The 13,641-nt window shown below is 68.5% G+C and carries 14 protein-coding genes; 5 read left to right on the top strand and 9 right to left on the bottom strand.

The features are described 5' to 3' along the window. The first annotated feature begins 33 nt into the window (after nt 1-33). Together IEX13_RS11635 and IEX13_RS11630 are read left to right on the top strand one after the other, a co-directional pair. Nucleotides 34-216 (top strand): hypothetical protein, encoded by a 183-nt coding sequence (locus tag IEX13_RS11635; RefSeq protein WP_188664390.1) that lies wholly within the window; start codon nt 34-36, stop codon nt 214-216. A gap of 50 nt (nt 217-266) precedes the next feature. After that, nucleotides 267-887 (top strand): class GN sortase, encoded by a 621-nt coding sequence (locus IEX13_RS11630; protein ID WP_188664388.1) that lies wholly within the window; start codon nt 267-269, stop codon nt 885-887. Here IEX13_RS11630 and rpe read toward each other — a convergent pair. Genes rpe through IEX13_RS11615 form a run of 3 tightly spaced genes read right to left on the bottom strand, consistent with a single transcriptional unit; the run spans nt 850 to nt 2,211 of the window. Continuing rightward, nucleotides 850-1,518, bottom strand: a complete 669-nt coding sequence (rpe, locus tag IEX13_RS11625) for a ribulose-phosphate 3-epimerase (protein WP_188664386.1) — start codon at nt 1,516-1,518, stop codon at nt 850-852. The genes IEX13_RS11630 and rpe overlap by 38 nt on opposite strands. A gap of 7 nt (nt 1,519-1,525) precedes the next feature. Further along, entirely contained in the window at nt 1,526-1,852 is a 327-nt protein-coding gene (locus IEX13_RS11620) for a J domain-containing protein (RefSeq protein WP_188664384.1), read from the bottom strand. Continuing rightward, nucleotides 1,849-2,211 (bottom strand): c-type cytochrome, encoded by a 363-nt coding sequence (locus IEX13_RS11615; RefSeq protein ID WP_229668536.1) that lies wholly within the window; start codon nt 2,209-2,211, stop codon nt 1,849-1,851. The genes IEX13_RS11620 and IEX13_RS11615 overlap by 4 nt, the downstream gene beginning before the upstream one ends. 94 nt (nt 2,212-2,305) lie before the next feature. On the opposite strand from IEX13_RS11615, the gene IEX13_RS11610 reads away from it, so the two are divergent. Both IEX13_RS11610 and IEX13_RS11605 read left to right on the top strand, forming a co-directional pair. Then, a complete protein-coding gene (locus tag IEX13_RS11610; protein WP_188664382.1) occupies nt 2,306-3,202 on the top strand; it encodes a phosphoribosylaminoimidazolesuccinocarboxamide synthase in 897 nt (298 codons plus the stop codon). A gap of 11 nt (nt 3,203-3,213) precedes the next feature. Next, nucleotides 3,214-3,717: an Mpo1 family 2-hydroxy fatty acid dioxygenase gene (locus tag IEX13_RS11605; RefSeq protein WP_188664380.1), complete on the top strand. Its 504-nt coding sequence runs from the start codon at nt 3,214-3,216 to the stop codon at nt 3,715-3,717. A 66-nt stretch (nt 3,718-3,783) separates the two neighbouring features. On the opposite strand, the gene IEX13_RS11600 is transcribed toward IEX13_RS11605, so the two are convergent. Beyond that, entirely contained in the window at nt 3,784-4,275 is a 492-nt protein-coding gene (locus tag IEX13_RS11600; RefSeq protein WP_188664378.1) for a hypothetical protein, read from the bottom strand. A gap of 130 nt (nt 4,276-4,405) precedes the next feature. On the opposite strand from IEX13_RS11600, the gene IEX13_RS11595 reads away from it, so the two are divergent. Then, nucleotides 4,406-5,293, top strand: a complete 888-nt coding sequence (locus IEX13_RS11595; protein WP_188664376.1) for a DMT family transporter — start codon at nt 4,406-4,408, stop codon at nt 5,291-5,293. Between the two features lie 78 nt (nt 5,294-5,371). On the opposite strand, the gene IEX13_RS11590 is transcribed toward IEX13_RS11595, so the two are convergent. The 5 genes from IEX13_RS11590 to IEX13_RS11570 all read right to left on the bottom strand — a co-directional run bounded on the left by IEX13_RS11590 (nt 5,372) and on the right by IEX13_RS11570 (nt 13,574). Further along, complete coding sequence (locus IEX13_RS11590) at nt 5,372-7,870, bottom strand: efflux RND transporter permease subunit (RefSeq protein WP_188664374.1); 2,499 nt, start codon at nt 7,868-7,870, stop codon at nt 5,372-5,374. A gap of 10 nt (nt 7,871-7,880) precedes the next feature. Next, nucleotides 7,881-9,095 (bottom strand): WD40/YVTN/BNR-like repeat-containing protein, encoded by a 1,215-nt coding sequence (locus tag IEX13_RS11585; RefSeq protein ID WP_188664372.1) that lies wholly within the window; start codon nt 9,093-9,095, stop codon nt 7,881-7,883. A 91-nt stretch (nt 9,096-9,186) separates the two neighbouring features. Next, a complete protein-coding gene (locus IEX13_RS11580; RefSeq protein ID WP_188664370.1) occupies nt 9,187-10,554 on the bottom strand; it encodes a DUF1329 domain-containing protein in 1,368 nt (455 codons plus the stop codon). A gap of 17 nt (nt 10,555-10,571) precedes the next feature. Then, on the bottom strand, nt 10,572-12,599 hold the full coding sequence (locus IEX13_RS11575) for a DUF1302 domain-containing protein (RefSeq protein WP_188664368.1): 2,028 nt from the start codon (nt 12,597-12,599) through the stop codon (nt 10,572-10,574). A gap of 111 nt (nt 12,600-12,710) precedes the next feature. Continuing rightward, complete coding sequence (locus IEX13_RS11570; protein WP_188664366.1) at nt 12,711-13,574, bottom strand: Rossmann-fold NAD(P)-binding domain-containing protein; 864 nt, start codon at nt 13,572-13,574, stop codon at nt 12,711-12,713. Nucleotides 13,575-13,641: the final 67 nt, after the last annotated feature.

Raw genomic sequence — 13,641 nt, 5'->3', positions numbered from 1 at the left:
TCCCACCGACACCCCCCTGCAGGAGACATCGACATGGTCCTGATCGTTGAAAACCGCAGTCGTTTCCCCGCCCCGGCGCCCGAGCCGGGCCCGCGCTCGACCGAACAGGCGCTGGCGCACATGCACTGGTTCTTCGTGCCCGCCGACGCCAGCCCGCTGCTGCGCCGTCGGCCGTTTCCCCTGCCCTCCCCCCAGGCCGCGCAGGAGGCGCGGTGAATTTCGCCCCGGCATCATGGATGCACCCTCGGGACACGGACGTCCCACCAATGCAGCGCCGCGTGCCACGGCCGCGCGCTCTTCGCGGCAGCGCCGCACCGGCCCGGCGCTGCCTGGCCAGGGCCCTGCTGCTCGCCGCCGGGCTGCTGGCGGTGCAGGCGGCCTGGCTGCCGGCCAAGGCCGCGCTGGCGCAGGGACTGCTTGCGGCGTCCTGGCAGCAGTCCCTGGCCGACGGCGAACCGCACCGCCCCTGGCCCTGGGCCGATACGCACGCCGTGGCGCGGCTGTCCTCGCCGCGGCTGGGGATTTCCCAGGTGGTGCTGGCGGGCGACAGCGGCCGCAGCCTCGCCTTCGGGCCGGGCTGGGCGGAATCGAGCGCCTCGCCGGGCACGCGCGGCACGGTCGTCATCAGCGGCCATCGCGACACCCACTTCCGCTGGCTGCAGGACCTGCGCCACGGCGACGTGCTGGACCTGCAGTCGCGCGACGGGCCGCGCCGTTACGAAGTGGCCGCTACCCGCGTCGCCGACGCCCGCCACGAGCGCATCGTGGCCACCGACCACGACCAGCTGCTGCTGGTCACCTGCTGGCCCTTCGACGCCACCGCGGCGCGCGGGCCGCTGCGCTACCTGGTTACGCTGCGGCCACTTCCGAGCGCATCTTCGCGATGACCTCGCGGTAATCGGGCGCGTTGAAGATGGCCGAACCGGCGACGAAGGTGTCGGCGCCGGCGGCGGCGATGGCGCGGATGTTGTCGGTCTTCACGCCGCCGTCGATTTCCAGGCGGATGGGCTTGCCGAGCCGGTCGATGCGTTCGCGCACGCGCTTGAGCTTGTCCAGCGCCGACGGGATGAAGGCCTGGCCACCGAAGCCCGGGTTGACCGACATCAGCAGCACCAGGTCGAGTTCGGGCAGTACGTAGTCCAGCACCTCGACCGGCGTGCCCGGATTGAGCACCAGGCCGGCCTGGCAGCCCTGCGCCTTGATCAGCTGCACGGTGCGGTGCACGTGCTCGCTGGCCTCCGGGTGGAAACTGATTAGGCTGGCCCCGGCGGCGGCGAAGTCCGGCACGATGCGGTCCACCGGCTTCACCATCAGGTGCACGTCGATCGGCGCGGTGACGCCGTGCTTGCGCAGCGCCTCGCACACCAGCGGGCCGATGGTGAGGTTGGGCACGTAATGGTTGTCCATCACGTCGAAGTGCACCCAGTCGGCGCCGGCGGCGATCACCGCGTCCACTTCCTCGCCCAGCTTGGCGAAATTGGCCGACAGGATGGACGGGGCGATGATGCAGTTGGACATGGTGGCCTCAGTGCTTGTTGCGAAGCTTCTTGATGCGGTCGTAGGCGTGGTTGATTTCGCGCGCCTTTTCCTCGGCCTGCTTGCGCAGGTCCTCGGCGATGCCGCCCAGGCGGTCGGGGTGGTACTGGGTGATCAGCCGGCGATAGGCGCGGTCGATTTCGGCTTCGCTGGCGTCTTCGGTCAGGCCCAGCACCGCATAGGGATCGTATTTCTTCGCACGAAACCAGTCCGCGTCGAAGGCATGGCCCAGGGCCAGGCCCAGCACCGCGCCGGCCGGGTGGCGCAGCAGCAGCCAGCCGGCGATGAATCCGAACAGTTTCCCGTACCACCTCATGGCTGGCTCCCGCCGGCGAAACCCGACTGGGCCGCGTACCAGGCCGCCAGGGCCTCGATGTCGGCGGGCTGCAGTGCGTTGGCCAGGCTGGTCATGGGTTCGTGCCGGCGTTCGCCGCTGCGGTAGGCCGCCAGGGAGCGGGCCAGGTAAAGGCGATCCTGGCCGCCCAGGTGCGGCGTGCCGGCGGTGCGGCTGGTGCCGTCGTCGCCGTGGCAGGCGGTGCACAGGCCGAGTTTGGCCGGGCGCTCAGGCGAACCACCGGCGCTGGCGGCCGGCGGCGGCGGGGCGGCGGTCTGGCCGTCGGCGCAGGCCACCAGCGGGGCCAGTACCAGGCCCAGGATGAGGGTGGGTCGGAGCATGCGGCGATTCTAGCAGCCGGCCCGGCAGCCGGGCGCGCACCGGGACCCATAGAGACGTACAATGGCCGGCCCGGTACCGTTGCAAGAGACGCCCGTGCCCACCACCCTGCATACCGCCGAGCTTCCCGGCCTGCCCCTGCTCCATCGCGGCAAGGTCCGCGACGTGTTCGAACTGCCGGGCAAGCGCCTGCTGATGGTCGCCAGCGACCGGCTTTCGGCCTTCGACGTGGTGCTGCCCGACCCGATCCCGGGCAAGGGCGAGATGTTGTGCCAGATCAGCAACTTCTGGTTCGACAAGACCGCGCACCTGGTGCCCAACCACCTCACCCACGAACCGGTGTCCTCGGTGCTGCCCGAAGGCACGGATTCTGCCCTGTACGCGCGGCGTTCGGTGGTGTGCAAGAAGCTGCGGCCGGTGCCGGTGGAAGCGATCGTGCGTGGCTACCTCATCGGCAGCGGCTGGAAGGACTACCAGCGCACCGGCGCGGTCTGCGAAATCCGCCTGCCCGACGGCCTGCGCCAGGCCGAACGCCTGCCCCAGCCGATCTTCACGCCTTCGAGCAAGGCCGCGCCCGGCGAACACGACCAGAACATCAGCTTCGACACCATGGTCGCCCAGGTCGGCGCCGACCTGGCCGAACAGATCCGCGCCGCCACGCTGCAGATCTACAAGTTCGCGGCCCGGCATGCGCGCGAGCGCGGCATCATCATCGCCGACACCAAGCTGGAGTTCGGCCTGGACGAAAACGGCGTGCTGCACGTCATGGACGAAATGCTGACGCCCGACAGTTCGCGCTTCTGGCCGGCCGACCTGTACGAGGTGGGCACCAGCCCGCCCAGCTACGACAAGCAGTTCGTGCGCGATTACCTGGAAACCCTGGACTGGGACAAGACCGCGCCCGGCCCGCGCCTGCCGGCCGACGTGATCGAAGGCACCCGCGCCAAGTACGCCGAAGCCCTGGACCGACTGGCCGACATCAAACTCGATTGAAGGAGACCACGATGGCTACTTCGCCCGACCTGATCGACACGCCCGACCCGCGCCGGCCGATCGACCGCTGGCTGCACAGCTATTCCGGCGACCACCAGGACGCCACCAACCAGGCCATCCACCTGGTCTGCGTACCGGCGATCGTCTGGTCGGTGACGGCGGCGCTGTGGATCATCCCGGTGCCCGCGGCGCTGGCCCGGCCCGGCGCCTGGATGGGGCTGGCGATGTTCCTGGCCCTGGCCTGGTACTGGCGGCTGTCGCGACCGCTGGCGCTGGGCGCGCTGGGGGTGTTCGCCCTGTTCGGCCTGGCCAATTACCTGCTGTGGCAGCAGCTGGGCACGGCCGGCCTGGGCTGGCTGGCGCTGGGCGTGTTCGTCGTCGCCTGGATCGGCCAGTTCATCGGCCACAAGATCGAAGGCCGCCGGCCCAGCTTCTTCACCGACCTCAAGTACCTGCTGGTCGGGCCGCTGTGGACGCTGGACAAGCTCTACCGCAAGGCCGGCTGGCCGCACTGAACCCGGGCCACGAAAAAGGGCGCGGCTGCCTGGCAGCCGCGCCCTTTTCTTTGCGCTGGTGGTGGCTTACGCCCCGGCCATCATGCCGGCACCCAGGCCCAGCATGCCCAACAGCACGGTGGCGACGACGCCGATCACGATGAAGATCAGCAGGTAGACAAGGGCCACCAGCAGCGAGCGGCCATAACCGATCGCGATTCCGCCGGGCCGCTTGATGAGCCAGTTGACGCATGCGGCGATGATGAAAAGATTGACGATGGCGCTGACGGCCATCACGCCCATCATCGCCATGCCGGCGCCCGCCATCGCCGCGGCCGCGGCATCGGGATCGCTGGCGGCCAGCCCGCCTCCCATCAGCCCGCCACCGACGCCGAAGACCATCGTCAGCACGATGTTGACGATGAAGCCCAGCACCGCCGCCGCCAGCACCGCCAGCAGCGCGCGGCCGTAACCGGGTGAAAAGCCCGCCACCATGCGGACGGAAAGCTTGAGTACCAGGCCGGCGACCAACAGCCCCACAAGCACCGCGACCAGCATGATCACGAGTGCTCCCCCCATTGCTGCCATTTCCATTGCGAATCTCCCCATTCGAAAGGATCGCGCCAGCACGGCGCAGGCCGACTGTGACCCGATCAGGCGCCCGGGGCAAGCCGGGCCATAATGTGGCCTTCCCCGACCGGGCCCGACCATGCCTCCACGCGACATCCTGCTGGCCCTGCTGGTTTGCCTGGCCTGGGCCGGAAACTTCCTGGGTTCGGCCACCGCGCTGCGGGAAATGCCGCCGCTGCTGTTCACGGCGCTGCGGCTGGTGTTGCTGGTGCTGCTGCTGGCGCCCTTCCTGCGCCGCCCCGGGCCCGGGCAATGGCCACGCCTGCTGGCGATAACGATGTGCACGGGCGTGATGCACTTCGGCCTTAGCTTCTGGGCACTCAAGCTCGCCGGCGACCTCAGCTCGCCGTCGATCGTGATGCAAAGCTACATCCCGTTTTCGGTCCTGCTGGCCTGGGCTTTCCTGGGGGAACGATTCGCCTGGCGCACGGGCGCGGCGATCGCACTGAGCTTCGGCGGCGTGCTGGTGCTCGGATTCGACCCCCTCGTGCTCGACAACCCGTCCTCGCTGGGCCTCATGCTGGCCTCGGGGTTCTTCCTGGCGGTCAGCACGGTGCTGATGCGCGACCTCGGTGGCGTCACCCGCTACGGGCTGCAGGCCTGGATCGCGCTGGTGGGCGTGTTTCCACTGCTGGGGCTGAGCCTGTGGCTGGAACCGGGTGCCATCACCCGGCTCGGCGGCGTCTCCGGCACCGCCTGGGCCGGCGTGGCCTACGCGGCCATCGTCGCTTCGGTGATCGGGCACGGCATCTACTACAGCCTCGTGCAGCGCCATGCCGTGGCCAAGGTGATGCCCTGGCTGCTGCTGACGCCGGTATTCGCCACCGGCCTGGGCATCGCCTTCTGGGGCGACCGGCCCGGGCCGAAACTGCTGGTCGGCGGCGCCATGACCCTGGCCGGCATCCTGCTGATCGCCCTGCGTTCGCAGGCCAAGGCCCGACCGGCGCCGGTGGCTGAAGAACTCTGATTCTTGCCGCGGACCGACGCTTCCAACAAAGAAGGCGGGCCGAAGCCCGCCTTCCCAAAGCAGCGATATGCCCGTGGATTACAGGCGCGGGGTCCAGGTGTCCTTTTCGCCCGGGCGCAGCAGCAGGCGGCACAGCGCGGGCAGGAAGATGATGGCGGCGATCATGTTCACGATGAACATGAAGGTCAGCATGATGCCCATGTCGGCCTGGAACTTGAGGTCGGAGAAGATCCACATCGCCACGCCCACGGCCAGCGTCAGCGCGGTGTAGAAGATCGCGATGCCGGTGGTCTTGAGCGCGATGAAATAACTTTCCGACAGCGTGCGGCCCGGCGTCTGCATGGCCTCGCGCATGCGCGCGAAGATGTAGATGGCGTAGTCCACGCCGATGCCGACGCCCAGGGCGACCACGGCCAGCGTGTTCACCTTCATGCCGATGTCCAGCTCGACCATGACCGAATGGCCAAGCTCGGTGACCAGGATCAGTGGCAGCAGGATGCACAGGGCCGACAGCGGGCTGCGGAAGCTGATAAGGCACATCACGAACACCGCCGCGTACAGCAGGTACAGGATGGTGTGCTCGGACGCACGCACGGTGTCGTTGGTGGCGGCCATCACGCCGACGTTGCCGGTGGCCAGCCGCAGGTTCACCTGGTCGGAGGTGAAGCCCGGCTCGTTGGCGGCCTGTTCGGCCAGGCGCACGCGCAGGTTGCCTTCGGCGTAGGCGTTGTTTTCCTCGCGGAACTGCTTCACCGCCGCGACCACGCGGTCGATGGTGGTGGCCCGGTGGTCGGAGGTGAAGATGGTGATCGGGATCGCGCTGCAGTCGCTGTTGAGCAGGCCCGAATCGGTTTCGAAACTCTGGGTGGCCTGGCGCAGGGTGTCCGGGTCGCGCGGCAGCACGCGCCAGGCGGCCAGGCCGTCGTTCCAGCCGGCGTTGACGATCTTGGCGGCCGCCGGCAGCGTGATCACCTGCTCGACGCCTTCGACGTTCTGCATGTGCCAGGCGAAGCGGTCGATCGTTTCCATCGCCGCGAACGAGGTGGTGCAGGCCGACGGGCCGGCCTCGGCGATGACGTTGAGGATGTCCACGCCCAGCGCGAAGCGGTCGGCGATGAGCACGGCGTCCTGGTTGTAGCGTGCGTCGGCGTGCAGTTCGGCCACGCCCTGCTGGGCGTCGCCGATCATGACCTTGTTGCCGTGCTGCCAGGCGAAGAACCAGCCCAGCACGCCGACGGCCACGACCAGCCAGGCCACCCTGGGCCGGCTAAGGCGCGAAAGAGTCGCCCAAATGCGGTCGAAGCGGGTCAGCTGGCGCAAGCGGAACTCGCGCTTGCGGTCGAGGTTGCGCAGCCGGGTGTAGCTGAGCAGGACCGGCAGCAGCACCAGGTCGGTGAGGATGGTCAGGGCGACGCCGACGGTGGCGGTGATCGCCAGCTCGCGCACCATGTCGATGGGGATCACCATGATGGCGCCGAAGCCGATGCAGCCGGCCAGCAGTGCCACAGTGCCCGGAATCAGCAGCATGCGGAAGGACAGGCGCGCGGCCTCGAGCGGCTCGACCGCGTTCTTGGCGCTGGCGCGCAGCTCCTCGACGGTGCCCTCTTCCAGGCCGCCGAAGAATATCTCGCCGCGGAAGCGGTTGATCATCTGCTCGCCGTGACTGACCGCGATCGCGAATATCAGGAAGGGCGTGAGCATGTTCATCGGGTCGATGCCAAAGCCCATCAGCTGCAGGGCGCCCAGCATCCACACCACCGACACCAGGGCGGCGGCGACCGTAAGCGAGGCCAGCTTGACCGAGGTCGAATACAGGAACAGCAGCAGCCAGGTGAAGCCGATCGTCAGCGCGAAGAACTTGATGACCGAGCGAGCGCCATCGCTGATGTCGCCGACCATCTTGGCGAAGCCGATGATGTGCACGCTGTGGTTTTCGTCTTCGTACTTCTGGCGGATCGCCTCGAACTGGTCGGCGACCTCCTGGTAGTCGAGCTTGTTGACGTCGCTTTCCGGGATCAGGTCGGCCCAGATCATCGCGCCGGAAAAGTCCTTGGCGACCAGGCGGCCGACGATGTTGGCCTTGAGGATGTTGCTGCGGATCTGCTCGAAGTCGTCGGGCAGGGCCTGGAAGCCTTCCACGTTGGGCGTGAAGGTCTGCGGGATGACGTTGCCGCCGGACAGGCCGTCCTCGACCACTTCGATGAAACGCACGTTCGGCGTGAACAGCGAACGGGCGCGGGCGTCGTCAGTCGCCGGCAGGTTGATCACCTCGTTGGTGACCTTCTCCAGCGTTGACATGAACTGCTGGTCGAACATGTCGCCGTCCTTCGCGATCACGGCGACGAGCACGCGGTTGGCGCCGCCGAACTCCGCCTCGTAATCCTGGAAGGTCTGCATGTACTCGTGCTGCAGCGGCACCTGCTTCTTGAAGCCGGCATCGACCTCGAGCTGGCTGGCGAAGTACGCCATCGCCACCGTGATCAGGGCGAACAGGACCAGGATGACCGGCCGGTTCGCGAAGACGATCTTCTCGGCGATCCGGGCGAAGGGGCCGGGCTGGCTGTTGGGCAGGCTCATGTGAACTCCCTTACTGCGGGCGGAACAGGCCGGCGCCCTTGTCGCCGACCACGATGAAGCCGGCATCGCCGGCCGGCAGGACCCCGGTCAGGTTCGGCGTTTCGCCGTTCGCCATCTCGAAGCGGGTCTCGGTGAACGGCGAATCGGCATCGGCCCGCATCAGCACCACGCCATTGGCGCCGACCAGGATGGCGCCGCCGTCGGCCAGGGCGTGCCCGCCCATCAGCGAGGTGCCCACGCCGGTTTCCACCGTGGTCCAGCTGCGGCCCAGGTCGCGCGACTCGAGCACGTTGCCGCGCAGGCCATGCACCAGCAGGTGGTCGCCGCCGAAGGACAGGATGCCGAACATCGAGCCTTCGTAGGGAAGCCGGTCGCGCTCCCAGGTCTGGCCACCGTCGGTGGAGCGGAAAAAGGCGCCGCGTTCGCCGGCGATGACCAGGTGGCCTTCGTCGGTGCGGGTCATGGCGTAAAGATGCGGGTCGGACTCGGCCTCGAGCTCGAGGTCGGAGGCGTCGAAGGTCCAGTCGTCGGCCGCGGGCGCTTCGGCCGCGGCTGCAGGTGCTTCTGCCGCCGGCTCGGGTTCGTCGTAATTGATGATGCCGCGCGGCGACCAGGTGACGCCGCCGTCGGTGGTTTCAAGGAACATGGCGTAGGCACCGACGGCGAAGCCGTTCATGCCGTCCACCATCAGGATGTCCATCACCGGCACGCCGTCCAGCGGGTCGGCGTAGTCGGGCGTCCAGACCTGCAGGCGGCGCCGGGACCAGGACTGGCCGCCGTCCGTGGAATGCACGATGACACCGTCGTGGCCACCGGCCCACAGAACGCCGTCGGCACTGGTGATCGAGGTCAGGGTGGAACGGGTCGGCACCGGGGCCTGCTTCCAGTCCTGGCCGTCTTCCGACACCAGGATGTGGCCGCGTTCGCCGACGACGAAATAACCGGCGGAAGTCTGGACGGCACCGAGCAGCAGCGACTGGCTGGCGCGCGGCATCATTTCCGCGTCCAGCGTGGCCGGGTCGGCCGCCGCCGCGGTGGCTTCGCCGACATCCGTTCCCGAACCATCCAGCGGCTCGGCGGGCCCGGCGGGGTCGAGCATCGCCTCATCGGCCATGTCATCGGTCGCGGGCGTCTGTTCGTCCTGGGCTTGCGCCGCCAGCGGCAGCAGCATCGCCAGCAGCAGGGCGCCCGCAAGGCGCGTGCGGTTGATTGGCTTGCTCGACATCGTCTCCCCCTTCCGACTCCCCCGCGTCGCGCGGGGCCCTCAACGCAGCCGCGCCCTTTCGGGCGCGGCTGGTGTTTCCTTCACTCGTGGATCAACGCACGCCCGAGGTGCGCAGGTTTTGCGGCGAGTAGTTCGCCGGCGTGCTCTGGTAGCCAAAGTCACGCACCTTGTCCTCGTTGTCGAGCAGCATGGTGATGTAGCGGCCGGACTTGAGGTCGTGGTGGGTTTCGAGGGTGGACCAGAAGGTCGGGACCTCGTAGTAGTTCACCGACGGCGCATCGGAGTAGCGCCACAGGTTGCCCTGGCCGTCGTAGTGGTCGATCAGCATGATCTGCCAGCTGTCTTCGTCCACGTAGAAGGTGCGGCGGCTGTTGATGTGGCGCATGCCTTCCTTGAGCTTGGCCTCGACCACCCACACGCGGTGCAGTTCGTAACGCATGTGGTCGGGGTTGAGGTGGCCCGGGCGGATCAGGTCGGCAACCTTGGTCTGGTCGCTGTGCGCCTTGTAGGCGTTGTACGGGACCAGCATTTCCTTCTTGCCCACCAGCTCCCAGTCGAAGCGGTCCATGGCGCCATTGAACATGTCGGTCATGTCGTTGGTGCGCAGGCCGTCCGAGGCGGTGCCTGGGTTGTCGTAGGCCACGTTCGGGGCGCGGCGCACGCGGCGCTGGCCCGGGTTGTAGACCCACGCCTGGCGCGGCGCGGCGGCCGCGTTCAGGGTTTCGTGCACCAGCAGCACCTGGCCGGCAAGGCGCGCCGGACCCAGTACTTCCTGCTTGAAGTACAGCAGGATGTTGTTGATGTTCTCGGAGGTGTTGCCCGGCTTGTAGTACAGGCCCAGCAGTTCCTCGCGCACCTTGGTCAGCGTGAAGTTGCCGCTGGCGGTCGGCGCGGCCTGGTTCGAGTAGCTGATGACCGACAGGCCCTTGTACTTGAGCTTGTGGTTCCAGATGACCTCGTAGGCGTTCTGCGGGATCGGGAACGGGATGCCCTCGGCGCAGTTCTGCACGCCTTCGCCGTTGGAAACCAGCTTGCACTGGGTGGCGTTGCGCTTGGTGAACTCGTAGGTGCGCTGCGGGAACGAGGCGCTGCGGCGGGTCGGGTACACGTCCATGCGGAAGGTCGGGTACTTGGCGAACATCGCCTTCTGGCCCGGCGACAGCACGTTGGCGTACTGCGCCTGGTTGGCCCGCGAAACCGAGTACAGCGGCTTGTCGGCCGCGAACGGGTCGGGGTGGAAGGTGCCGACGCGGAAGCCCGCGGGCGGACGGGTGATGCCGCCATCCCAGGCCGGGATGGTGCCGGCGGCGTTGCCGGCCTTTTCGGCGCCCACCGGGGTGAGTTCACGGCCCAGCTTGGCCGCTTCCTCGGCGCTGACCGCGGCCTGCACCATTCCGGTGCCAGCGGCCAGGACGGCGCCGGCCGCGAGGGCCAGTGCGTGTTTCCTGTTGATCTTCATCCGTATGCCTCCTGGGCTCAGAACGAGTACTTGACGGTGAACGCCGCGAAGTCGCGGTCGTGGATCTGGTTATATTGCTTGGCCCCGCTGAACGAGGTGTAGCTGAGGTCGAACACCCACTGCTGCAGGTAGTTCGCTTCCACGCCCAGGGTCAGGGACTTGCGATCTTCCAGGAAGTTCCCGCCAGGTCCCGGGGTGATGCCGCTCACGTCATGATTGAAGGCGACGCGTGGCGAAAGCGTGATCGACGTACCAAATGCACCGTTGTAGTCGGCGCGGGCCGCCAGGCGGTAACCCCACGAGAACGCGGTCGGGAAACCGCCGCCCAGGGTCTGCGGATTGCGCATGCAGCCGAAGGCCAGCGCGCCCGGGCCCGGGAAACCGGCCGCCAGCACGTCGCCCACGTCGCAGCCGCCGCCGGTGTCGGTGCCTTCACCTTCGTAACGCAGCTCGGAATGCGACGGCAGGTCCCAGACCTCGGTGCCACCCACTTCGGCGACCACGGCCAGCTGGTTGGCGCCCAGCACGTCGGCGAAGAGCTTGGTGAAGGTCATCTGCACCTGGCTGACTTCATGTTCGCGCCAGCCGCGCACTTCCTGGCCCAGCGCGTAGTTGCCCAGCTGGCTGTTGAACTGCAGCGCCGGCACCGGGATGAACGGGTTGAGCGGGCTCAGCGCCGCGAACAGCAGCTCGACGTCGTCGACCTGCAGCGGCATGTTCGGGCGGTGGCTGATTTCACCCTGCCAGGCGACGCCGCCGGGCAGCGTGGTGTTCCAGCTCAGGCCGTAGAGCTGGATGTCTTCCGGGTATTCGGCGAAGAAGCGGCCCGAGGCGGCGCCAACCAGCGGGTTGTTGACCGCGCGGCCCGACAGCAGCGGCACGCGGCTGTGGTAGTTCAGGAAGTAGAAGCCGAACTCGGTCTCGTTCAGCGACGGCGCGAACCAGCGCAGCGCCATGCCGTACTGGCCGTCGTCGCTGGCGTTGCGGTTGGGCAGGCGGCCCACCGCGTTGCCGCAGCCGATGGCGATGATCTGGCCGGCGGTGGCCGGGCCGTAGATCGCGGCCAGGTCGGCGAAGCGGTCGGAGGTGGCGTAGCCGGCCGGGCCGTTGTAGCAGGTGCTGAAGAAACGCTCGGGGTTGTAGACCGGCTGCGGCGTGGTGCCGAAGCCCAGCATCACGTAGGTGCCGCCCGGGCTGGCGAAGTCGTTGGAGCTGAAATAGGTGCCGGCGGCATCGATTTCGATTTCCTCGAACTCGAACAGGTACACCGCTTCGAGCGAGACGTTGTCGCTCAGGCTGATCGAGCCGTAGAGCATGTCGATCGGCAGGAAGGCCTCGCGCAGCTCGGCGCCGGCGACGCGCAGCGCCGAAAGGTCGACCGGGTTGATGACGTTGATGCCGTTCTGGATGAAGGTGCTTTCACCCCAGCTGACCACCTGGCGACCCAGGCGGACGGTGCCGGCCAGGCTGCCGTCGTCGGCCAGCGCGAAGTTCTTGAACACGAAGGCGTCGAGCATGCGGAAGCGCTGGCCGATGCGGTCCTGCGCTTCTTGGGTGAGGTCGTCGCGACCTTCGTTCTCGAAGTCGTGGAAGTACGTGGCGCGCATGAACATGCCCCAGTCGCGGTAGTTCAGGCTGAGCTCGGAAGTCAGCTTGATCGCGCTGGAGATGGCGTCGCCTTTGTCGTACTTGAGGTTGCCGTCGTCGCGGTTGGCCGAGAAGCGGCCCATCGCGGCGACCTGTTCCGGGGAGCCCGGCACGCCGCCGGTGCTGGTGCAGCGACCCGGGCCGACCGGAATCGGGCCCAGCGGCACGTTCTGGGTGCACAGCAGCGGGTTGAACCAGGACTTGCCGATGAGGTTCGGGTCCTGGTCTTCCACGCGCCAGGAATAGCCGTACGACACCGTGGTGTCGAAGCTGCCCTGGAGCTCGCCACGCGAGAACTCGATGGCCTGGGCGGCCGGGGCCATCAGCAGGCCGAGCGCGACGGCTGCGGCGAGACGGGCACGAGCGACCTGCCCGTGGTTTGCATGCAGTTTCTTCATGGGTGCTTCCCCTGGGTTCGGATCGACGGCTGGGTGGTGGGTGGGACTCTAGAGCATTTCCTCTAGGCATATTAATTGTTCGTTAGGAAATGGCAATGCTGTTGCGTATGGTCAGCCCGGAAAATCCTCCGGACCCGGCCTGAACGGCCTGGCCGGCAGGCCCAGCGCAGCCCGCACGGGGCCGCCGTCATAGGCCAGGTCGCGGTCGAGCCGGGCCACCACGCCGGGCCCCGGGCCGCGGCGCCCGGCCAGGGCCAGGCCCAGCCGGAACAACGGCGCCGGCACCCGCAGCAGGCGCGCGCCGGGCGCGGCCGCGTCCAGGCAGCGCGCCACCATGGCGTCGTAGGCAAGGGTTTCGCCGCCGGGCAAGTCGAAGTGGCCAGCCACCGGCTCGGGCGCCCGCAGCGCCGCCAGCACCGCCGCGGCCACGTCGTCGGCATGCACCGGCTGGCGCAGGCCGTGGGCCGTGCGCGGCAGCGGCAGCCAGCGCCAGCGCCGGGCCAGCGCCACCCAGCGCGCCAGGTTCCGGTCGCGGCCGCGGCCCCAGATCAGGGTCGGGCGCAGCAGGGTCAGCGCGCAGCCGCGCTTTTCGCAGCAAGCCGCCAACCGCGCCTCGCAGTCGGCGAGCCGGCCGGCCAGCGCGCGCTCGCCCGGGTCCGGGGAATCGGCCTTGCCGTGCCGGCTGGTCGAGCCCAGCACCACCAGCCGGCGCGGCGCCAGCGACGAGGCTTCGAACCAGTCCGTGAAGGCGTCCAGCGGACCGAGGCTGGCGATGGCCTGCACCGGCGGCGGGTCGGCCAGGCCGGGCAATCCGCCCACGATCCACTGCCACCGGTCCCCGGCGGCAGGCGCCTGCCGGGTGACCGCCCAGGCCAGCGGATCACCCGGCTGCAGCTGGTCGCGCAGGGACTCGCCGACCAGTCCGGTCAAGCCGAACACGCCCCAGCCCCGCACCTGTTCCCCGAGCATTTCCATGGCCCGAGCATACCTTCGGGGGCCACGTGCACGGCGCGTTGGCGCATCGATGCGCTAGACTCGGCGG

The sequence above is a fragment of the Arenimonas soli genome (genome assembly GCF_014643775.1).
GTDB lineage: Bacteria > Pseudomonadota > Gammaproteobacteria > Xanthomonadales > Xanthomonadaceae > Arenimonas > Arenimonas soli.
The sequence above is the reverse complement of the archived record's forward strand: the minus strand, read 5'-3'. Positions and strand labels throughout refer to the sequence as shown.